17 protein-coding genes are annotated in these 20,634 nt (G+C 52.7%); 1 reads left to right on the forward strand and 16 read right to left on the reverse strand.

Annotated features, from left to right (window positions below):
• Nucleotides 1–46 precede the first annotated feature (46 nt).
• From CSQ88_RS08040 to CSQ88_RS08110, 16 genes are all read right to left on the reverse strand, one after another.
• Nucleotides 47–2,146 (reverse strand): 3-hydroxybutyrate oligomer hydrolase family protein, encoded by a 2,100-nt coding sequence (locus CSQ88_RS08040; protein ID WP_099397589.1) that lies wholly within the window; start codon nt 2,144–2,146, stop codon nt 47–49.
• A gap of 398 nt (nt 2,147–2,544) precedes the next feature.
• Nucleotides 2,545–3,501, reverse strand: a complete 957-nt coding sequence (locus CSQ88_RS08045) for a branched-chain amino acid ABC transporter permease (RefSeq protein ID WP_257212527.1) — start codon at nt 3,499–3,501, stop codon at nt 2,545–2,547.
• A 38-nt stretch (nt 3,502–3,539) separates the two neighbouring features.
• Nucleotides 3,540–4,445 (reverse strand): branched-chain amino acid ABC transporter permease, encoded by a 906-nt coding sequence (locus CSQ88_RS08050; protein ID WP_099397591.1) that lies wholly within the window; start codon nt 4,443–4,445, stop codon nt 3,540–3,542.
• 151 nt (nt 4,446–4,596) lie between these two features.
• Nucleotides 4,597–5,796, reverse strand: coding sequence for an ABC transporter substrate-binding protein (locus CSQ88_RS08055; RefSeq protein WP_099397592.1), 1,200 nt, complete (start codon nt 5,794–5,796; stop codon nt 4,597–4,599).
• 483 nt (nt 5,797–6,279) lie between these two features.
• Entirely contained in the window at nt 6,280–7,002 is a 723-nt protein-coding gene (locus CSQ88_RS08060; RefSeq protein ID WP_099397593.1) for an ABC transporter ATP-binding protein, read from the reverse strand.
• Nucleotides 6,995–7,780 (reverse strand): ABC transporter ATP-binding protein, encoded by a 786-nt coding sequence (locus CSQ88_RS08065; protein ID WP_099397594.1) that lies wholly within the window; start codon nt 7,778–7,780, stop codon nt 6,995–6,997. Before CSQ88_RS08065 ends, CSQ88_RS08060 begins: the two co-directional genes overlap by 8 nt.
• 376 nt (nt 7,781–8,156) lie before the next feature.
• Nucleotides 8,157–9,563, reverse strand: coding sequence for a sigma-54-dependent Fis family transcriptional regulator (locus CSQ88_RS08070; protein ID WP_099397595.1), 1,407 nt, complete (start codon nt 9,561–9,563; stop codon nt 8,157–8,159).
• A gap of 99 nt (nt 9,564–9,662) precedes the next feature.
• The gene (locus tag CSQ88_RS08075) at nt 9,663–10,076 is read right to left on the reverse strand and encodes a hypothetical protein (protein ID WP_099397596.1); all 414 of its coding nucleotides are present in this window, start codon (nt 10,074–10,076) and stop codon (nt 9,663–9,665) included.
• Nucleotides 10,073–11,386 carry a phosphatase PAP2/dual specificity phosphatase family protein gene (locus tag CSQ88_RS08080; protein WP_099397597.1) on the reverse strand — a complete coding sequence of 438 codons (1,314 nt, stop codon included), beginning with the start codon at nt 11,384–11,386 and terminating at the stop codon, nt 10,073–10,075. The genes CSQ88_RS08075 and CSQ88_RS08080 overlap by 4 nt, the downstream gene beginning before the upstream one ends.
• Nucleotides 11,383–13,128 carry a bifunctional alpha/beta hydrolase/class I SAM-dependent methyltransferase gene (locus CSQ88_RS08085; protein WP_099397598.1) on the reverse strand — a complete coding sequence of 582 codons (1,746 nt, stop codon included), beginning with the start codon at nt 13,126–13,128 and terminating at the stop codon, nt 11,383–11,385. The genes CSQ88_RS08080 and CSQ88_RS08085 overlap by 4 nt, the downstream gene beginning before the upstream one ends.
• A 42-nt stretch (nt 13,129–13,170) precedes the next feature.
• Nucleotides 13,171–13,557: a lysophospholipid acyltransferase family protein gene (locus tag CSQ88_RS23140; RefSeq protein ID WP_218963035.1), complete on the reverse strand. Its 387-nt coding sequence runs from the start codon at nt 13,555–13,557 to the stop codon at nt 13,171–13,173.
• On the reverse strand, nt 13,511–13,819 hold the full coding sequence (locus tag CSQ88_RS23640) for a 1-acyl-sn-glycerol-3-phosphate acyltransferase (RefSeq protein ID WP_218963036.1): 309 nt from the start codon (nt 13,817–13,819) through the stop codon (nt 13,511–13,513). The genes CSQ88_RS23140 and CSQ88_RS23640 overlap by 47 nt, the downstream gene beginning before the upstream one ends.
• Nucleotides 13,820–13,823: 4 nt before the next feature.
• Nucleotides 13,824–14,774 (reverse strand): phosphatidate cytidylyltransferase, encoded by a 951-nt coding sequence (locus CSQ88_RS08095; protein ID WP_099397599.1) that lies wholly within the window; start codon nt 14,772–14,774, stop codon nt 13,824–13,826.
• Nucleotides 14,771–15,370, reverse strand: coding sequence for a CDP-alcohol phosphatidyltransferase family protein (locus tag CSQ88_RS08100; RefSeq protein WP_099397600.1), 600 nt, complete (start codon nt 15,368–15,370; stop codon nt 14,771–14,773). Before CSQ88_RS08100 ends, CSQ88_RS08095 begins: the two co-directional genes overlap by 4 nt.
• Before the next feature lie 481 nt (nt 15,371–15,851).
• Nucleotides 15,852–18,485 (reverse strand): cytochrome c peroxidase, encoded by a 2,634-nt coding sequence (locus tag CSQ88_RS08105; RefSeq protein WP_099397601.1) that lies wholly within the window; start codon nt 18,483–18,485, stop codon nt 15,852–15,854.
• 178 nt (nt 18,486–18,663) lie between these two features.
• Nucleotides 18,664–19,815 (reverse strand): nitronate monooxygenase family protein, encoded by a 1,152-nt coding sequence (locus CSQ88_RS08110; RefSeq protein WP_180273584.1) that lies wholly within the window; start codon nt 19,813–19,815, stop codon nt 18,664–18,666.
• A gap of 193 nt (nt 19,816–20,008) precedes the next feature.
• On the opposite strand from CSQ88_RS08110, the gene CSQ88_RS08115 reads away from it, so the two are divergent.
• Nucleotides 20,009–20,587, forward strand: coding sequence for an ATP-dependent Clp protease proteolytic subunit (locus CSQ88_RS08115; RefSeq protein ID WP_099397602.1), 579 nt, complete (start codon nt 20,009–20,011; stop codon nt 20,585–20,587).
• The last annotated feature ends 47 nt before the right edge of the window (nt 20,588–20,634 follow it).

The following is a 20,634-nucleotide window of genomic DNA, read 5'->3' on the forward strand; positions in this document are numbered from 1 at the left end:
GGGCCGCTTGCAGGCGGGGAGAAGCCCCCGCCTGCAGAGGCGCTGCTTATTGAGGGATAGTCAGTGTGGTATTGCTAAAACGAATTGCATCGCTGCCAGACGCTGCAGCAAAAGCAGGCAGGGCGCTGGCATTTAAGTTATCGCTCGCAGATGTACGCGGCGTTGTGCGCACCACCTGGCTGTCAGGCAATGCCGTACCGCTGTTCAGGTGCGCCCACATGGCATCCAGCGCGCGGCCTGCATATACATGCAGCGGTATAAAGCGGGTTGGAAAGCCGCTCAGGGCAAGGAAGGAATCAAAATGCTGGCCGTTGGTGACTTCGATATAGCGCAGCTTAGAGCCGCTGCCTTCTTGTGACTGGTTGAGTGCGTAATAGGCGCGGGCGGCGTGGTTTACAGGGATCAGTGCATCAGAGCGCCCCGCCACAATAATGGTGGGTTTGCCATTAAGCCTTGCAGTGCGCTGCGCTTCTTTGATGCCAATGGCCACGCGGTCGGCCAGCAGTTTTTCATTGCCAGTCAGAGCGGCACCAGTAAGGGGGTTGAGTCCTGTGGCGAGTTTACGCAGGCAGATCGCACCGTCCAGATTGTAATCAGCGCTTTGCGTGGAGGCAGAAACCGACATGGCATCGGCTTTAGCGCCACCCACAGATAAATTATTAATGATGGATATCCCCGCCGTAGGGGGCACGCCGTTGCCACTGCCAAAAATGCCCGCCAGATTGTTGGTAAGCGGTGCAATTACATCGCCTGTGGTATTGGTAAACGCATAGCTGTAGCCGCAGATATTGTCTTTAACCGAAAAGCGGCCATAGGCATTGACGTAAGTCAGTGCCACACCCAATGTGGCATTCAGCCCGTAGTGGCTGGCGTGTAAAGCATCGGCTTCGGCCAGCCAGCCGGCAGCAATCAGCTTGTTATAGGCTTCGCTGGCTTGTGCTTCGAGCGTGCTGCCGTTTAAAAAACCTTTGGCCGCCAGTGACGCGCAACGGGCGCTGCCCAGTTGCGGAGAAACTGCCGTACCCAAGGCCGAGTTTGCACCGCTTAAACGTGCCGATTGCACTGCGCAGGGCTGGTAGAGATTAGCAAGGGTGAAGTAATCAATCAGCGGCAGGCCAATGGCGGGCATTTTATTGCTGCCTTGCAAGATGCTGAGGCCTGCAACAGAGGCGGGCTGCACCTGTGGCTCGCTCACGGCTACGCCATCGATTAAGCCTTTTGTATCCTGCTCGGCGGCGGCTAACGCAGCGCCGCCCCCATTGGATGCGCTGGCGGCAATCACGGTGACAGTGGAAGGCATGGCGTAATCTGCTTTACGCAGACCAGCCTGAACAGTGGCGTATTTTTCATTCAGCAGCCAGAAAGCAAATTCCACCGCCCGCAAGGTATCTCTGCCCCAGTCTTTTTCGGGGTTTTGCTGCGAGTGGGCGTGTTTGGATGCGATGCGATAAGGAAATTGCGTGTTAAAGCTGGCCAGCTCGCTGCCAGATAAACCTGCATCAAAATTACCGCCGCCAAAGCTGCGGTTAGCGCGTGTGCCGTCGATTAGATTAACCGTATCGCTGCTTAAATCATGAATGCCCGTGCCGCTGCCCTTATCGGCATAAGCCACCGCACAGCCATGCTTCAGCCCCCATTCGCCCGCCGCTGAAACCGCGCCATATACCCCGCGCGACCCGGATGAAGTTGCGGTGACTACGCAGGGTTTGCTTTGATTAAAGCTGGCGGGTATTTGCACCATCAGCGTGACATTTTGTCTGCCCGATCCATCGTCGCTGTAGGCGAGGTATTCCTCCCCGGCTATTTTGCCCTCGCCCAAAGTGTCGTTGCCGCTGATATCAATATTAGGGCCGTACAGCCTGCCGTAGCCGCCGCTACTGCTGATATCAACAAGGGCGCGGTAATTATTATAAACAGCCGCCCGGCGCAGCTCGGCCGGTGTGGGTCTTGCCGGATCAGCAAAGGCGGGCAGGGCGAGTGCCAGGCCGCTTTTGCCCAAGCCCGCGGTCAGTAAATCATTGCTCACGCCATCAAAACTATTTTGGCTGACATTGCCCAGCCAGGATGGGCGGATATTGTTGTCAAAATAATCATTGCTATTGCAGGCCGATAATAAAACGACCATGCCGGTCAGGAGTAATCGCATTTCCTACCTCTTTGCCAATGATGGCGTGGTTTTTGGAGACGTAGTGTGGGTGAAGTTTTATGTGCGCTAAGCAATTTGGTTTTATCTCAGCAAACAATTAAAAGAACGTAATAACTGCTCTCATTGCATAGGGCTTTTTAAAGTCCCCTTGAAACACGCCGGAGCAAGGAGCAAGCGGGGCGGGGGATCGCTTGGGAGCGAGGCAGCGAGCCAATCCCGCCCGCCGCCGGCTCGATTGGACCGCAGCAGGAGCCTTCATGTTTTTGAGTGTGTGGCTTGGCTTCGTTTCTTGGCCACACAAGGAAGGTCCAGCGGGACGCCCACACCAAAATCAACGTGCCGAAGGCACTAAAAAGGGTTTTTTGACTTTGCTTAGCGCACTTAGGTGATCATTCATCCTATAAATCCCGCTTCAGGCGATAAGCAATCTCACCCACAATGCCGCGCCTGAATGCCATCACGCATACCACAAATACCACGCCGATGGTGACAGTGACCCATGATCCGAACGAGGCCAGCTCGTGATGCAGCGTGCCCACCGTAACCGCGCCTACCACCGGCCCAAGCAGTGTTCCCATGCCGCCGAGTAAAGTCATCAGCACCACTTCGCCGGACATATGCCAGGACACATCGCTGAGCGAAGCGAGGCCCACGACCAGCGCTTTTGTTGCGCCAGCGAGGCCCGCAAGGGCGGCAGAGAGCACAAAGGTGGCGAGTTTGTAGCGATTCACCTGATAGCCTAATGACAAGGCGCGCGGCTCGTTTTCTTTAATGGCTTTGAGCACCATGCCAAAAGGCGAGTGCACGGTGCGCCAGATCATCCAGTAGCCGCCAAAGGTAATGGCCAGCACAAAGAAATACAGCGCCAGCGGTAATTGCTGCTGGCCCACGCTGACGGTGGCGGATAAATCAATTAAGCCAAATAAATGGCCTTTTGGAATGCCTTGTAAGCCATCTTCGCCGCCGGTAAAAGGCATTTGCAAGCATAAGAAAAACACAATCTGTGCGAGCGCCAGGGTGACCATGGCAAAGTAAATGCCCTGGCGGCGAATGGCGATGCTGCCGATAGCCAGCCCCAGCAGCGCTGCGCCGCTGGTGGCAAATAAAATGCCCAGCTCCGGGCTTAGCCCCCAGTTTTTAATCGCATGGCCGCACAGATAGGCTGCGCTGCCAAAAAATGCGGCGTGGCCAAAGCTGAGTAAGCCGCCAAAACCTAAAAGCAGATTAAAAGCACAGGCAAACAGCGCAAAACACATCAGCTCCATGGCAAAAATGGGGTAGACCACAAAGGGCGCAATGGAAGCAAAAACGAGGGCCGCAATCCACGGTGTAAAGCTGGTTTTTTTTCTGGACAAGACGGCGGCCGGGACGAGTCGAACTATCGGTGCGTTCATCATGCTTCCTTACCAAAGAGGCCAGACGGACGCCAGAGTAAAACTAGCGCCATCACGATAAAAATCACGGTGTTGGCCAAAGGGGGGTAGAACACTTTCACCAGCCCTTCCAACAGCCCCAGTGCAATGCCGGTTAGAATCGCGCCCATAATCGAACCCATGCCGCCAATCACCACTACGGCAAATACGATAATGATTAAGTCTGACCCCATCTTGGGGCTGACTGAGTAAATTGGCGCGGCCACCACGCCTGCCAGCCCGGCCAAAGCCACGCCCAAAAAATAGGTTAGCGTGCGTAATGACGGCACATCAATACCGAAAGCGCGGGTGACATCCGGGTTTTCTGTGCCAGCCCGCAGGTGGGAGCCAAATTTGGTTTTTTCGATTAAGTACCAGACTGCAAAACAGACCGTCAGTGATAAAACAATCGAAAATAGCCGGTATTTAGGAAACACCATAAAGCCCAGATTGACCGCGCCTTCCAGGATTTCTGGTTTTGCGTTGTAAGGCTCACCGGCCACATTAAAGTAATTGGTCAGCACGCCTTCAAAGATCAGCGCCAGCCCGAAGGTAAGCAAAAGTCCGTAAAGATGATCGACTTTATACAGACGGCTGAGCATGGTTTTTTCGATTAATACACCGAGCAAACCCACTACAATCGGCCCCACAATCAGCGCTGTCCAGAACGACATCCGGATGCTTTCGTCACCCAGAATCCGCCCCAGCTGGTCGTAGCCCAGCAGCGCCACAAAAGCGCCCAACATATAAAAAGCGCCGTGAGCAAAGTTAACCACATTGAGCATGCCAAAAATCACGGCAAGGCCAAGGCTGAGTAAGGCATAAAAAGCACCATTGTTTAAGCCGAGTAAGGCTTGCGACATGATGGCTTGCAAGGGAATGTCCATGCTCTACCTCAGAAATAATAAAAGAAGGTTCGCAGGATGGGTGGAGCCGTTCTGTGTGTGAGGTTTACCTCGCTCAGCGATACGGCGATACCTATCGTGCTTGGCAATGTTGATGGGTATCGCTTTGCTCCACTCATCCTGCGCAAGACATTTACTTTTTAATCAAATGACATTCGCTGCCAGCCAGCGGCTTGAAGGCGATATCACCCGGGATGGTGGCAACCAGCTTGAGCTGGTCCCATGCGCCTTTGGATTCGCTGGGTTTAAGCACTTCCACCAGATACATATCGTGCACCATGCGGCCGTCTTCGCGGATCACGCCGTTTTTAGCGAAGAAGTCATTAATCTTGGTTTCACGCATTTTTTTCATCACGGCATCGGCATCATCGGTGCCAGCTGCTTTCACTGCATTTAAATAATGCAGGGTGCTGGAGTAAATACCTGCGTGGTCCATCGTTGGCATAAAGCCTGCCTTGGCGAAGAATTTCTTACCAAAGGCTTCCATTTCCGGGTTTAATTCCCATGAATAGGCCGTAGTAAATTTCATGCCTTGTGCGGCATTCAGGCCCAGCGCTTTCACATCGCTATCAAATACCAAGAGCCCAGCAATCGTTTGCTTCAGGCCAAATTCCTTAGCTTGCTTTACCGCGTTTACAAAATCGGCTCCGGCATTGGCAAGCCCAACCACTTTGGCCTTAGAGTCTTGTGCCTGAATCAGATAGGAAGAGAAATCGGTAGAGGAAAGCGGATGTTTTACCGTACCCAGCACCTTGCCACCTGTGGCAGCCACAATTTTGCTGGCATCACCTTGCAGTGCTGCACCAAAGGCGTAGTCCGCCTGAAGGAAGTACCAGCTGTCTAAGCCTTGCTTCATCAGCGCGGTGGCGGTGCCCTTAGCCAGTGCATAGGTGTCATAAGCGTAATGCACGCCGTAAGGGCTGCATTCCTTGCCTGTCAGCGCGGTAGAGCCTGCGCCGTTATTAATGGTGATGCGCTTTTTCTCGGCTCCCAGCTTTTGCACGGCAATGCCCACGCCAGAATTCAGCAGGTCGTTCACCATATCCACGCCCTGGGTATCAAACCATTCGCGTGCTTTGCCTGCGCCAATGTCGGCTTTGTTCTGGTGATCTGCGCTGACCAGCTCGATCGGTTTATCCAGTACCTTGCCGCCAAAATCCGCGATCGCCATTTGCGCCGCAATCACCGAGCCTTTGCCGCCCACGCTGGCATAAACGCCCGACATATCAGTGAGAATACCAATCTTGACCATATCGCCAGACAAAGGGCCGGCAAACGTGGTGGCAGGCAGGGCAAGTGCTATAGCAAGAACAAGTGGTTTACAGCTTTGCATGAGGTGTATCTCCGTTTGAGGTCGGTCTTGCGGGGACTGCGGTAATTTTTTTCTAATCATCAAAATGGCTGTCGTAGGGCGGGCGGACACTCCGGTGTGATGTAATAAAACGCTAACTAAAATACCAAAAGATCTTTTTAGTGCCTTCGGCACGTTGATTTTGGAGCGGTAGCCACCGCGGGGGCCTTCCTTTCTTGAACGGCCAAGAAACGAAGCCAAAGAAGGCCGCCCCGACCAGCACGAATGCCCCTCATCTGCGGACAATCGAGTGGCGGCTGCGGAACTCGCTTCGCTCAAACAGGCATCAAAGAAACCCCGCCCGCTTGTTCCTCGCTTCGGCGTGCTTCAAGGGGACTTTAAAACCCTATGCTGAATGCGTGGACATTACGTTCTTTTGCTGTTTGGAAATAAAAAACCAATTTGGTCAGCACGTATGGGGCTCCACCTACCCTGCATAACACGCATTGCATGAGACCCTATCGCTCAAACCCCAAGATAATGATTTAACCTGCCAGCACTGGCAGATAGCTCGTCTGCGCTAACTGAATCCACTACCTGGCCGTGTTCAATCACGTAATGCCGGTCGGCGATGCCTGCGGCAAAGTGAAAATTTTGTTCGACCAGTACAATGGTGTAGCCGCGCTCTTTTAGCAGCTCTACTGTTTCGCCCAGCTTTTTAACAATCACCGGCGCTAAGCCTTCAGTGATTTCATCCAGCAGCAGAAGGCGTGCGCCGGTGCGTAAGATGCGTGCCATGGCCAGCATTTGCTGCTCGCCGCCGGATAATCGTGTGCCCTGGCTTTTGCGGCGCTCCCAGAGGTTGGGAAACAGCGTGTAAATCTCTTCCAGACTCATGCCATCGCTGCGCACTTTGGGGGGCAGGTTAAGGTTTTCTTCCACATTCAGGCTGGAGAAAATCGCCCGCTCTTCGGGGCACCAGCCCACGCCAAGGTGCGCTATTTTGTGTGTGGCCATGCGGATTACTTCGCGGCCATTTACCATGATCGATCCTGCGCGCTGGCCGGTGAGGCCCAGAATCGCTTTTAGTGTGGTGCTGCGGCCAGCGCCGTTCCTGCCCAGCAGGGTAATCAGCTCGCCGCGCCGCACGCCAAAATCTATGCCATGCAAAATATGTGATTCGCCGTAAAAAGCGTGTAAGCCGCTTACACGCAACATTTCACCGCTGTGGTCCTGGCTGTTAAGCATGGAGTGTTTCCTGTGGGCTGGCGGAAATTGCAGGGCTGATACCCAGATAAGCTTCCATGACGCGCGGGTCGGCCGACACGGTGGCGTAATCGCCTTCAGATAAATGCTGGCCACGGGCTAATACGGTAATTTTATCGGCCAGGGTAGAAACCACTTTCAGATTGTGCTCCACCATCAAAATGGTACGCCCAACGGATGCACGGCGAATCAGCGCGGTTACGCGCTCTACATCCTCTATGCCCATACCCTGTGTGGGCTCGTCCAGTAGCATCAGCTTGGGTTTGAGCGCCAGTGTGGTGGCAATTTCTAAAGCGCGCTTTCTGCCGTAAGCCAGCTCGCCTGCTAAGACATGCGAAAACTCAGCAAGGCCTACTTCCTCCAGTAAATCCATCGCCGTATCAGTGAAAGCGTTCAGCTCTTGTTTAGAGCGCCAAAAGCGGTGTGCGCCGCCATGAATGCGCAGCAGCGCCACACGGATATTGTCGAGCGCGCTCATATTAGGAAACACGGCAGAGATCTGGAAAGAGCGAATCAGCCCCTTGCTGGCCACTTCGGCAGGCTGGGCTGCTGTGATATCAGTGCCATCAAAAATAACTTGCCCGGAAGTGGGGGCCAGAAATTTAGTCAGTAAATTAAAAACGGTTGTTTTGCCTGCGCCATTAGGGCCAATCAAGGCATGGATGCTGCCATGCTCCACTTCAAGATGAATATCACTGACTGCCGCAAAGCCTTTAAATTCTTTACAAAGGCCGCGCGTTTGCAAAATAGGATCTGACATTGTGTTTATCCTTGAGCTGAAATGCAGGGCACACTACTTATATTTCTTATGTGGTCAGCTTTTCTGGAGGGTGCATCAATATTATTCTATTTGTAGTAAAGCTGTAGTTATACAGTAAGCAGAATGTGTGCCAGCTTTAAGAAACAAGCAAACATGCGGTATGGGGAGGGTATGGGAGGATTTTTAGTCTACAAAACGAGACAAAAAATCGAAGATGGTGCGGTGAAATGAAAAGAAAGTAATAAAAACCATCATAAGAGATGGAGTCTATAAAATGAGACTGTAATCTCATTTCGTAGAAAGTCAGTTCTGTAATCGGGCACTGGCTGCAAAGAAGGATATTTATGGGGCTGGTGCAATGTAGGTAAGCCGGTGATTATTCGTCCGGTTTAAACCCCGCAATCTTTTTATAAAGCGTGGCACGCGCAAGGCCCAGTTGCCTGGCGGCGGTGGGGATGTGCCCTTTACAGTTTTTGATGGCGTCACTGATGAGCTGTTGTTCAAAAGCCTGCATGGATTCGGCATGGGTTTTGGCGCTGCTGTGGCTGGGCTGGGTGCCGGGGTAGAGCAGCGGGGCAAGGTCGTCCGCTTCTAAGGTGGCTCTATCGCTGAGCATCAGTGCCCGTTCCAGAATATTGTGCAGCTCCCGCACATTGCCGGGCCAGGAGTATTGGGTCAGCAGGGCAATGGCAGAGGGGGCCAGGCGATGCTGGCCAAGGCCGCTGGCAGCCAGTTTATTCATCATGGATTCGGCCAGCAGGGTCAGATCGGCCAGCCGGGCTCGAAGTGGCGGCAGCTCGATGGTCAGTACATTCAGGCGGTAGAATAAATCAGCCCTGAATTGCCCTTCAGCGATGAGCCTGGCCAGCGGCGCGGAGGTGGCGGCGATAATGCGTACATCGGAGCGTTGTATCTGATTAGAGCCCAGCGCTTCAAATTCCTTATCCTGCAAAACCCGCAATAATTTAACTTGCAGCGCGGGCGGCATATCGCCAATTTCATCAAGAAACAGCGTGCCGCCGTGGGCGAGTTGAAACTTCCCAATACGGCCTTTTTTATCCGCGCCTGTGTAAGCGCCTGCGCTTGCGCCAAACAGCTCGGCTTCGAGCAGGGTTTCAGGGATGGCCGCCATATTGAGTGTAACCAGCGGCTTGTGAGCACGGGGCGATGCGGCATGAATGGCGTGCGCCAGTACTTCTTTGCCTGTGCCGGTTTCGCCAAGTAATAAAATGGGTGCATCTCTTTGGGCTGCCCGCAGGGCTTGGCGTTTTAATTCCTGCACCGCATCGCATTCACCAATAAAGTGGCCAAAAGAATATTTAGCGCGCCGGGCCTGGGCAAGTGATTCATGCGCCACGGCCAGCTCTTTTTGCAGGCTGGAAAATTTAGCGACTAAGGGTGCAAGCGATTGAATTTCATCAAATAAGGCAAAGCCAATGGCGCCAATCAGCTTGCCTTGCGGATCTTTCAGCGGCAGGCGGGTGACTACCAGCGTTCTGTCGGGGGCCTCCATTAAATCTAATAAAATAGGCTGGCCGGTTCTAAGCACTTCTCTGAGCTGGCTTTGCGGAATCACTTCTTCTACGGCTTTGCCTATGGCGCGGGCAGGGTCTTTAAAGCCAAAACGATCGGCATAGCGGGCATTAATCCAGACGATTTTGCATTGCTCATCCACAATCACCGTGCCTTCAGAATTGTCTTCTAAAGTGCGGAATAAAGATTGCAATGCTAATTGCCGCTCATTATGGCCATCTGTTAATGAGCCTGGAAAAACATCAGACATTGCCTTAATCCTGTGCCAGCCGTAATGCCAATACCTTAACACGCAAGGGGCAATTCGCTTTATTGCGGCACTTTTCCGGCCTGAATCTGTTGTACAAAATCAGCTGATGAGTAATCCCAATATCATCAGCCATGCGATCCACGAGCAAAATGTGCTGATTAAAAAATAACGAATCAGTTTTTGAATGCCCGCCATGCGTAATGCTAAAGCACGCGGCGGGGTGTTTATGCCAAAGAGGTTGTTTAATACTTTATCCAGCGGCTGCAGATCCGCTTCGCTTTGCAGCTGATTAAACAGTTTTTCGTCTAAGGTGATGCGCCAGTAAAAATAATACTGAATTGCAGCGCCAAGGCTGGCAGCGATCAGCAGCCCTGTTTCTGCTTTGCTGAGAATATGGCTGGCAGCCAGCCAATAGCTGATTAAAAATAAAAATGGCGTGGGCCAGATCAGGCTTTTGCAGGAAGAGAGCACTGCTGCGCTTAATTTAAAAATAAGTGATTCTTCAGTATTCATTGCATGCCATCACAAAGCCGGGCTAATTGATTTAATTGGGCGTTATTTAATACAAACTGGCTGCGTTTTGTTTGTAAAAAGGCCACTGCAGCATCAATATCTTTGGCTTGCCGGCTGATTACCAGCCATGCCAGCACGACCGCAGCGCTTCGGGTCATGCCAAGGGCGCAGTGAACGAGTACGGGCTGAGGCATGGATTGCAGCGTGTGTACGCAGTCGCTTAGGGTTTGCTGATCGGGCAGTTGTAAATCCAGCAGCGGACAGGAGTGATAAACCGTGCCAGCCGGTGCCTGCCTGTCGTATTCGGCGGCCAGATCCAGTACGGATTTAAATTGTGGGTCGCCCGCTGCGCTGACGGGGCCCAGCCAGACGCCCTGGCTGATTTCTTCGGCAGCGGGCAGCGATTTTAATAAATAACGGTGCACCTGCTGCGTGACAATAGCGTAAGGCCAGAGCAAAACCTGCGCTGAAAAACGTCTTTGCCCATGATCTTTTTGCATTACTTCCGGCCCCAGCCCAAGATAGGCCGCGGTGAGAATCAGCAAGGAAGTGACCGGCCAGAGCAGCAGCCAGCCCCAGCCCTGCAGGCAGGCAATGGCCAGGGATAAGAGCAGTGCTCCGGCAAAATAGCGCAGGGCGAGCTTTGGCGAGCATTGCCGGGGCTTTGCTGCAAACAGGCGCACGCCGGGGCTTGGCAATAAATAGCAAACGATAAAGCCCAGCAAAAACCCGCTGGGTATATCCCAGAAATGATGTTGCCAGGTGGTCAGTACCGATATCCCGATCAGGGCAAACCAGATGTGCAGCAAAGGCCGCCAGCGTGCAGGGATATGAACGGCATAGCGCAGCCAGAGCACGGTAAGCAGGCCGATATGCAGCGAGGGCGCCTGATTAAAGGGCTTGTCAAAGCCCATTAAGAGTGTAAACAGCTGGCCAAAAAAGCCGTCCAGCTCCGGGCGCTCAAAGCTGAAGCGCAGCGGAAATAATACAAAAAATAAGCAAGATAGCAGCGATGTGGCCAAAAGGCGCCTGGCGTGGGTATTAAGCTCGCCACGGCTGGTGCATATAAAGAGAGAAATGCCATAGAGCAGATCAATGCTCCAGTAAGGCACGATGGTCCAGGGCCAGAGCGGGATATGCCGCTCCCAGCTCATCGCAATACTGCCTACTTCGGCCGGGGGTAAGGAAGCGGTGTAATGATTGGCCGCCCCGTAAAAAATAAAGAAGCCCGGGCCCAGCACCAGCAGCCACAAAAGGGCGAGCCGCCACGGGTGCGGCTCTTTTACCTCGCTGTTTAAAGCTGAACTCATTTATTTTTAACCCTGCGTGCAAGGCTGACGGTAAAGATGCCCCACTCATCAATGCGCTGGGTGATTTTTTCAAAGCCTGCCTGCTCAACCAGCTGATCCATTTCGTACTGGGTGCGGCGGCGCATAATCCAGTCTGCACCGCCCCTGTGGCTGCTCAGGGTGCGGGCAATCAGCTCCAGCTGCGGATGCCATGGCTGATTGGTGTAAACCAGAAAACCACCATCGGGCACGGCCTCGGCAAGCCCCGCCAGCGAGGCTTTAATCGGGGCGTTTTCTGGGAATAATTCGTAAAGGCCTGAAACCACGGCCAGCGTGGGCGCAGGAGAAAGGCTGGCTAAACTGGCCTGATCAAACGCATCGCCCTGCTGAAAATCGGCCAGATGCGTTAAACCTTTTTCTTTGATCAGTTCTTTGCCTGCTTCTACATTAATCGGGCTGTAATCCCGCAATAAAACACGGTCGATTTTATGGCCGGCAATGGCGTCCAGAATATAGCGGCCATGCCCTGCGGCGATATCCACAATCCTGACGCTTTGCTTGTTTTCTGTCAGCGATTTAATCGCAAGGCCAATGAGCTCTTCCAGGTTGACTTTACGCTGGCGTATGCCTTTCCAGCCTACGCTGTCCAGATAAGTGCGATCACCAAAGCGGCCCAGCGGGGTGCGTCCTGATGTTTTGTTTTTATAGACATAATCTAAGGTACTGCCCGAATCAAAACCGGTTTCCCAACCCAGCCGGATGCCGTCTGATAATTTGCCCACGGTAGAGAGCGATAAGCGGGTAAGGGCAAAGTGCCAGTGCTTCAGGGTAAGGGGCGAGCCACTTTGCTGCAGCTGTTGATATTCGCTGGCGGTATAGCCGCTTTTGTCTGCATGGCTTAAATCCACTTTGGCTACGCCCGCTTCCACTTTCTGAATAAAGCTGCGGATTAGCGTAAAAGCCTGGGCGCGGTCTTTTTCGCCCAAGGTATCGTGATAAAAACCCTCAAGCGTATGCATTTCTTTGCACGGGCTGCCTAAGCGTTCAAAAAATATACGCTGCGGTGCTTGATGCACCACAAAATCAGCACCTGAAATCAAAAGCTGGGTTGGGGTTTGGATCGCACCTGCATCGGCAATAATCCGCTCGGCCGTGTCGTAAAGGCCCAGCAGGATATTGACTGAAATAGGCCGGGCAATCAGCGGGTCAGTATTGTAGGAGGCAATGCGCTCCGGGTCATGCGTCAGAAACCTGGCTTTTACATAAGAATTAACATAAAAATTGCCGCGCAGTTTTTCCATCAGCCGCAGGCCGGGGCGGGCCAGAGGCACGTAAAGCTTCACTTTAAAAGCCGGGGACGCCAGGATCAGTGCGCGGATTTTGGGCGCGTAATCGTGTACCCAGGTTGATGCCAGTACCGCGCCCACGCTTTGCGCGATGACGATGATGTCTTCCATGGCGTAGCCATAAGTCTGGCAAAGATAGTGAATAAACGTATCCAGATCGCGCACGGTGGTGCCAAGACTGGGGCTGTAGCCGCGCGGCCCGCTGTTCTGACCGTGTCCGCGGGCATCCCATGCAAAAAAAGGCGTATCTGTCATGCCCAGCTCATCCACAATATGCTGCAGCCGGCCAGAATGCTCATGCCCGCGGTGCAGCAGCACAATGGCGCGGCGCGCAGCGGTGCTGGTAGCTGGCCAGTGCCGGTAAAAAAGCGAGCTTTGATCAAAGCTGTTAAATGTTTTTTCCTGAGGCGTGCGCATAAAGGGGTCCTGTTTATTGAATTGGGCAGTGCGTGCCTGGCGCTATTGAGGGCCGGGGGCGGAGAGCATGGTTTTTTGCTTTAAATTAAGCAGGGCGTCTTTGATGGAGGCCCGGAACAGCGCTTTTTCGGGCAGCCAGGGCAGGGCGCGGCCAATGGCGATATCAACAAAAAAAGGAATAGGGAACCATTGCCCTTTGCCCATCGCGCGGCCCAGCCCGTTTAAATAAACCGGCACAACCGGTATCTGCGGAAAATCACGATATAAATACCAAATGCCGGATTTGATTTCGGAAAGCATCTCTGGCTCGCCGCGTGTGCCTTCAGGAAACAAAATCAGAATACGCCCCTGGCTGAGGGCTTCTTTACAGCCTGAAAGCGGATCAAACCCTGCAGCAGCGCCACCCCGGATCACGGGGATAATGCCCACGACCTCGGTGGCAAACTAGGCAAACAGGCGGTTTTTTAAAAAAATAATCGGCAGCGGCAGCTGGCTGCACATTTGAAATAAGCGCCAGGGGAAACAAGCTGTATAAAGTCAGAATATCCAGATGACTATTGTGATTGGCCAGCACAATCGCCGGCCCTTTTAAAGGCAGACGCTCCTGATGCCGTACGGTGACACCAAACCACAGCCTGACAAGAGGCCTTGCCAGTAATAAGACAAACAGAATTCTTAAAAAGCGCTTCATAGGCTTAGTAATATAAGTAATGGGTGTAATGAAAAAACAGGGGCGCGGTATAGGTTAGAGAATCCAGCCTGTCTAAAATGCCGCCGTGCCCTGGCAATAAGCGGCCTGAATCCTTCACCCCGATATCACGCTTGACGGCAGAAATCACAATATCGCCAATAAAGCCCATTACACCAATCAGCAAACCGGCTAATGCCGCGTGCAGCGGGGAAAAGGGCGTGAGTAAAGGCCCAAGCAGCCAGCCCAGCAGGCAGGTGGTGAGTGCGCCGCCTAAAAAGCCTTCCAGTGTTTTATTGGGGCTGACTTTGGGCGACACCTTGTGCTTGCCCAATGATTTTCCCCACAGATACTGGGCCACATCATTAAGCTGAGTGAGCGCCACTAAGTAAAACAGCAGCATAGGGCCATGTTCTGCCTTGCCGATGCCGGTTAAAAGGGGCAGGGCGAGCACGGCGCCCATATGGCTTAAGCAAAATACGCAGATCATCAGCCCCCATTGCAAGGAGGCGGCGGCTTTCAGAAAGCCCTGTGTTTCGCCGACTAAAACCATACGCATCGGCACAAATAAAAACACATAAACGGGAATAAAAATAATAAACATCCCGTACCAGTGAATCCCCAGCCAGTAATATTGCAGCGGAATACATAAATAGGCCCAGAACAGCACCACATGGTCCGCGGTGCGGGTAGAGCAAAGCGTCAGGTATTCCTTCAGCGCGAGGAAGCTGACCAGCCCAAGCACAACCAGGGCAATGGGCATATTGCCCAGCAGCGTTAAAGAAAAGCACGCCACAATCCACCACCAGGTGCGGATACGCAGCTTTAACTCTAGCCAGTTTTTTTGTGGGTAGCGCTTACCTAAAACAAACAGGGTAAGGCTGGCTGTAATCAGCAGGGCAAATACGCCTTCCAGTGCGGTAATGAGCGCAGGGGGTAAGAGCAGATTAATGATCATGATCTGCCCAGTATTCCTTTAGCGCGGTTTACACAGGTCCACAGCATCAGCCCCGCGGTCACCGCAAAGAGCGCGCTGGTCCATGCGGCAAGCGCAGGAAAAAATCCAAAAAAGAGTGCAAAGCCGCCGTAAACAAAGGCCCGGTCGCTTTTGCCCATGGGCCCGTCGTAGCGCCTGGCTGCGCCCATTGAGGGGCCCAGCACGCCAATAAATTCGGTTAAAAATGCCAGAAAAACGGCCACAATAATCCATGCAGGCTGATTACTGATCAGACAAAAAGGCAGGTAAAGCGCGATATCAGAAACCACATCGCCCACTTCATTCAAAATGCCGCCCAAGGCCGATTGCTGATTAAATTCGCGCGCCAGCATCCCGTCTATTGCATTAAGCGCCATCCGCAGCAGCAAAAATAAGGGCAGGATCAGCCAGGGCAGGCGGGAATCAGATTGCAGGCTCAGCCAAAGCCCCATCAGGATGGAGGCCGTCATGGCAAATAAGGTGACTTGATTGGCGCTGATACCCAGGCGGGCGATCAGGCTGCACAGCGGTCTGAGCAGAGATTGAAACCGGGATTTTAATTGATAGATGCTGGGCATTGGAGTGCAGTGAGGCTCGGTTTATTGAGTGCTGAATAGATAAAACACGCATTGTGTTTTTGTAAGTTTTGTGTATGTTTTTATCTAGTTTGAATGTAAATTATTGTCTATGCAACTGTTTTTTATGCACTATTTCAAGCAAGCTTACGCCCGGTATTTGCAGCGTTATGGCAATAAGATATTCATTGTATTGTGGGTGAATTGACTGCCTGTTTAAGAATAATCGCCAAATCAGGGCATTTTTCCGGGCCTGCTGATCGGGGTTGAGGCAATATGAAGTTGCGGGGGGAATGCCGCTATTTTTTGGCTTTGATGGGCTGCGTTGTTGCGCTTGTTATACTTGGTTCTTAAGCAGGCAGAATCGGGCCATAAAAAGATTGCCGGTGGTGAATAAAACGCTGGGTGAAACAGAACTTATAAAATGGATAAATAAAAAAGGCATGCCATTTTGACATGCCTTTTAATCTTTTAAATCATGGCTTTATTTTTGAAATAATTCCTTTTCCGCAGCCGGGCGCGTTCTTGGCTGTGCCGAGATGGCTTTCATAAATTCAAACAGGGCGTTGATTTCATTTTTACTCAGCCCGAGTGATTTAATTTCCGGCGAAGTTTTTGGAAAGTTTGGATCGAATTTATCTAATCCCGTGGGCAAGGTTTGCACCATGCCTGCGTTATACATGGCTAAAACGCCCACGCCATTGCCCATAGAAAACAAGCCATTATGCATATAATTGCCGCTGTAAATAATATCGCGCAGCATTGGCGTGCGGAATTTTCCGATATCGGCCGGGTTTTTTGTGACGTTATAGCGGCCCAAATCTTCTAATTCACGGCCGTAATAATGCAGGCCATTGCTGTGATACTGGTTGTCCGACATTAAAGGCGTGTTGTGGCAATTAATGCAGCGCGCTTTGGTGCGGAATAATTGCAGGCCCCATAGCGCGTCATTGCTCAGCGCCTTGCGATCGCCTTTTAAGAAACGGTCGAAATCACTTTCCTGGCTGGTAATGGTGCGCTCAAAAGTGGCGATGGCTTTGGCAATGCGCTCAGCGTTAATGGTTTGATCACCAAAGGCTGCGGTAAACAGCGCGGCGTATTCCGGGGCTGCGGCAATCTTGTAAGCCGTCTGGCTCAGACTCTGGTGCATCTCCAGCGGATTGCTGATCGGGCCGGTGGCTTGCTCTTCAAGCGATTTGGCGCGGCCATCCCAGAATAATTCTTTCACGTAAGCGGTGTTGATGATCGTCATCGCATTACGGCTGCCCAGCTGGCCCACATGGCCTTCGGATAATTCTTTCGGATCGCTCCAGCCATTTTTAGGATCATGGCAGCTGGCGCAAGAGATTAAGTTATTCCGCGAAAGCCGCGGATCAGCAAAAAGCTTTTCACCCAGCGCTACTTTCTCAGGCGAATAGGGATTATTCGCGGGGAAGCTGGGGGCGGGCAGCAGGCCTAAATCGGCAAAACCTTCCCTGGTGCTGGCATCCAGTGTGGGTGCAGGCCAGTTGGGCTGGGTGCTGCTGCCTGGCTGGTAGCGTGAATACTGATCGCGCCAGCTGGCAAGCTCTGCATCGCTTGGGCGCGTGTTCGGGCCGGTTGGTACGCGCTCAAAGAAGGGGCGGGCGGTTTGGGAAATCAGCACAACGCGCGCTGCAGCTGGGTTTTGGGCATTGGGCGAGTTAGCAGAAATGCTGCTCAGCTGCTCAGCTGTGCCAACCCAGTAGCTGGCTTTGTTATCCAGATATGGCATAGTCTGGCGCAGCTCAGTGTTTTCTGTATCCAGCGCCATGGTAAGGATTTTGCTCATTTCGGCGCTGGTGGGTAAGCGCCAGTTGCTTACGCCACACGCACCTGCATTGCTGGTGGCCAGCAGTGTTTTAACTTGCTCCGGGCTGAGGCTTTGATTGGCGGGCGCGTTTTTATCTGAAGGGGTGAGCAGGCGGATTTCTGCTTTTTGCTTGTTGGCCAGCAAAGCCCGGTCGTTGATATCCACGCAGGCGTAAGGCTGGCCAATTTTTGGCAGTTTGCCTTCATTGGTCAGCGGAATATAGTTTGGGTCTTCCTGATCTTCTTTACTTGGTGCATCAGGGATCATCGGGCCGCGCACCAGGCGCAGCGCGCCGTAACGCTCTTTGGCCAGCAAAGTAGAATCGAGTGTTTTATGCGTATCGTTAAACCATACCGCTAAAAAGCCCTGCACTTTTCTGAGCGTATCGCTCCAGTAAAACGTCGGCGTAGCATCAGGGAAGGCACGCCGGTCAATGGCGGCCAGCTGCTTAGCCGCATCATACTGCGAAGGATCGAGCAGGGTTTTCAGCTCGGCTTCGGTTGGGGTGCGCCAGTCTTCAAAGCCGCATAGTCTGGCCTCGTTTACTTTTTCGCTGTAATCCCCCGCAGTGCAGACTTCTAAGCTTGAATCGCACTGGCCTTCATTACTTGCGCCCCGTACCATGGCGGGCAGGTAGCGGTGTTTGGCTGCACGTAAGCCATCAGTGGTTTTAACTTCCCAGCTTAAGCCTGTCTGGCTGTCTGCCACACAGCCTGCGCGGGTGGCTTCATCGCTTAGTGTTGCACCGCTTGCTTCATCTTTGCGGGTATAGCGCTGGGCGGGCTTCACGCCGCTGATGGCCTGCATGCTTAAATTATAAAACTGACGCGCATATTCAGCGCTGACCAGCGTATGTGCCACGCCGCTGGTATCGATTAATTCTGAAATATCAGCAGACTGAATGGCCTGCGCTTTAACAAAGCGTGCCGCATCGCTGGCGGCAATCTGAATGCCATTATTGCCGTTGTCGTCTTCATCCAGCGTAAGCAAAAGCTGCATGATTTTGTGTGCGCCCGCTTCGCTGCCGGCCAGCGTCAGCGGTGTGATGGCGGCACCCGCGGCCACCTTGCCCAGCTCCAGCGCGCCTATACGAAATGTAATGCTTTCGCCTTCAAGATACTGATACTCGCCATTGGCCGTCGTGCGGCCATGCTGGCTGGGTGTATCGTAATCAAGGCCGGAGATATTCTGTAAGCTGCCTGTTTTGATTTCTGGTGAAGAATCGCTGCTGCAGGCGGTAAAAAGGGAGAGAGAACAAAGGAGGGAAGCGAGGTGACGCAGTTTCATTATGGAATACGAATAATTATCAATTCAAGATTGTACGCCGGAGATATTCTATTTGGCTATAAATTTGTAAGTTAGGAGTGCGAGAATCTTACTGATAAGAGGGGGTATGCTGCTGGGTCTGGTGCTTGAAAGGAGTGCAAGTTGTTTTTCCTGCACTCCTTCAACGGCAAGGCCGGGTTTATGCCGCGGCCATTCTGCCGCTCATTAAGTATTCGATCAGCTCGCGCACAGGGCGGATGGCTTCTCCGAAGGGGAGGCTGCCGTTGCCTCTGAAAAACAAGCCTTTGTCGACTTCGCCGTTCATGGCGGAGGCGAGTTTGAGGTCGATGCAAAATTGGCCGACTTTGCTTAAACCATCCCTCAGGCCGCAGTGGCTCAGGCAATCCATGCGCTGGGTGCAGCGGCGCGGGTCGGCTTTGGCAATGGCTTGCAAATGGCTTTCGCGGCGTAAATATTGTTTCAGCCATGGGGTGGCAACGGCACGGGCGGGCAGGCCGGCTACGCTGACAAACTCGGCCAGATCGCTGGCTTTAGCGTTGATGAGGGTTTGTTTAAAGTTGATATGCGCATCCCCCTCCTCGCATACGGCAAAGGCCGTGCCCAGCTGTACCGCATCGGCACCATTATTGAGCCAGTGGCTGACTTTATCGTGGCTGTCTATGCCGCCTGCCACAATCAGCCGGGGGGAGTCACGGCCCAGACCCAGCTCGGCAAAGAGGGCATGGCAATCGGCCAGCACCTTAGCAAAATCAAAGCGTACATCATGTACATCGCTGATACGGGCCGCGCCTAAATGGCCGCCGGCATGACCTGGATGCTCGATCACAATGGCATCGGCCTTGCGGCCTTTTTTTAGCCATTTTTTTAAAATAATCGCCACGCCACGCGCATCAGACAAAATCGGGATAAGCGCTACTTTGGGGTGATCGCTCGTCATTTCGGGTAAATCAATCGGCAGGCCCGCGCCCATCACAATGGCGTCTGCGCCGCTTTCACAAGCTTGTTTTACAAGGGCAACATGATCCCGCACGGCTTTCATTACATTCACGGCAATCATGCCGCAGCCATTGGCAATCTCTTTAGCGGCACGAATTTCCCTGTCTAAAGCGGTTAAATTGGTTTTGTCGATCAGATCTGCATCAAGGCAGCGATGTGTTTGGGCCATTAAATCGGGGTGGTGCTGGCGTAAATCCACACTGGCAATGGTGCCAATGGCGTTTTCTTTTGCAACGGCTCCGGCGAGTTTATGCGCCGAAATACCCACGCCCATGCCGCCCTGAACAATGGGTAAGAGGCTGCGGCCTGAAATCTGAAGTGGTTTAAAACTCATTATTTTTATCCTTACGTAGGTAAGGACCAGCTTATGCTCTCTGTGTGTTTGCGTATTGCTCAGGGTCAAGTGTGCCCGGCTTGCAGGGAGATTTGCTTGTGTGCATCAGGCTTGGGGATAAATCGCCCAATGTTTGCGGTTTCAATTATGATAACTGTTGGTTTTTGTAAGTTTATTCACTTAGGGGCATAAGATGGCTGAAGAAACAGCGGTAGCAGGGGGCTCGCAAGATGCTTTTCTGGAAGAAAAAGCATTCGAATCCCGTTTTGTTTTTATTATTGGCAGTATTAACGACGTATTGGCTAAAGATACGGCGCGGCGCCTGATTGCTTTGGCTACCGAATCGGCCAAGCCCATTAATGTGCTGATTTCATCGCCTGGCGGCCATGTGGAATCGGGAGATGTGATTCACGACATCATCAAATTTATTCGTGCGCCGGTGAATATGATAGGCAGCGGCTGGGTGGCCAGTGCAGGGGCGCACATATTTCTCTCTGTTCCAAAAGAGCGCAGGGTATGCCTGCCAAACACGCGCTTTTTGATTCACCAGCCCAGCGGCGGCATGGGCGGATCGGCATCTGATGTGGAAATTCAAGTTAAAGAAATCATCCGCATGAGGGAACGAATTGCTGCGGTGATCGCGAAAGAAACCGGCCAGAGCTTGGAAAAAGTGCTCAACGATATTGAGCGCGATTACTGGATGAATCCGGAAGAAGCGATTGAATACGGCCTTGTTTCACGCGTGATTCAAAGCCACGCCGATTTGGAGTAATCGCCAGCTTGCCAGCAACAGCCCTCAGTGATCACTGAGGGCTGTTG

It is taken from the genome of Iodobacter sp. BJB302 (assembly GCF_002735645.1).
Taxonomy (GTDB): Bacteria; Pseudomonadota; Gammaproteobacteria; order Burkholderiales; family Chitinibacteraceae; genus Iodobacter.

What these genes read in the sequence shown, in the direction of transcription:
- CSQ88_RS08040 (WP_099397589.1), bottom strand. Translation starts at nt 2,146, where the DNA reads ATGCGATTACTCCTGACCGGCATGGTCGTTTTATTATCGGCCTGCAAT.
- CSQ88_RS08050 (WP_099397591.1), bottom strand. Translation starts at nt 4,445, where the DNA reads ATGGACATTCCCTTGCAAGCCATCATGTCGCAAGCCTTACTCGGCTTA.
- CSQ88_RS08055 (WP_099397592.1), bottom strand. Translation starts at nt 5,796, where the DNA reads ATGCAAAGCTGTAAACCACTTGTTCTTGCTATAGCACTTGCCCTGCCT.
- CSQ88_RS08060 (WP_099397593.1), bottom strand. Translation starts at nt 7,002, where the DNA reads ATGCTTAACAGCCAGGACCACAGCGGTGAAATGTTGCGTGTAAGCGGC.
- CSQ88_RS08065 (WP_099397594.1), bottom strand. Translation starts at nt 7,780, where the DNA reads ATGTCAGATCCTATTTTGCAAACGCGCGGCCTTTGTAAAGAATTTAAA.
- CSQ88_RS08070 (WP_099397595.1), bottom strand. Translation starts at nt 9,563, where the DNA reads ATGTCTGATGTTTTTCCAGGCTCATTAACAGATGGCCATAATGAGCGG.
- CSQ88_RS08075 (WP_099397596.1), bottom strand. Translation starts at nt 10,076, where the DNA reads ATGAATACTGAAGAATCACTTATTTTTAAATTAAGCGCAGCAGTGCTC.
- CSQ88_RS08080 (WP_099397597.1), bottom strand. Translation starts at nt 11,386, where the DNA reads ATGAGTTCAGCTTTAAACAGCGAGGTAAAAGAGCCGCACCCGTGGCGG.
- CSQ88_RS08085 (WP_099397598.1), bottom strand. Translation starts at nt 13,128, where the DNA reads ATGCGCACGCCTCAGGAAAAAACATTTAACAGCTTTGATCAAAGCTCG.
- CSQ88_RS23640 (WP_218963036.1), bottom strand. Translation starts at nt 13,819, where the DNA reads ATGAAGCGCTTTTTAAGAATTCTGTTTGTCTTATTACTGGCAAGGCCT.
- CSQ88_RS08095 (WP_099397599.1), bottom strand. Translation starts at nt 14,774, where the DNA reads ATGATCATTAATCTGCTCTTACCCCCTGCGCTCATTACCGCACTGGAA.
- CSQ88_RS08100 (WP_099397600.1), bottom strand. Translation starts at nt 15,370, where the DNA reads ATGCCCAGCATCTATCAATTAAAATCCCGGTTTCAATCTCTGCTCAGA.
- CSQ88_RS08105 (WP_099397601.1), bottom strand. Translation starts at nt 18,485, where the DNA reads ATGAAACTGCGTCACCTCGCTTCCCTCCTTTGTTCTCTCTCCCTTTTT.
- CSQ88_RS08110 (WP_180273584.1), bottom strand. Translation starts at nt 19,815, where the DNA reads ATGAGTTTTAAACCACTTCAGATTTCAGGCCGCAGCCTCTTACCCATT.
- CSQ88_RS08115 (WP_099397602.1), top strand. Translation starts at nt 20,009, where the DNA reads ATGGCTGAAGAAACAGCGGTAGCAGGGGGCTCGCAAGATGCTTTTCTG.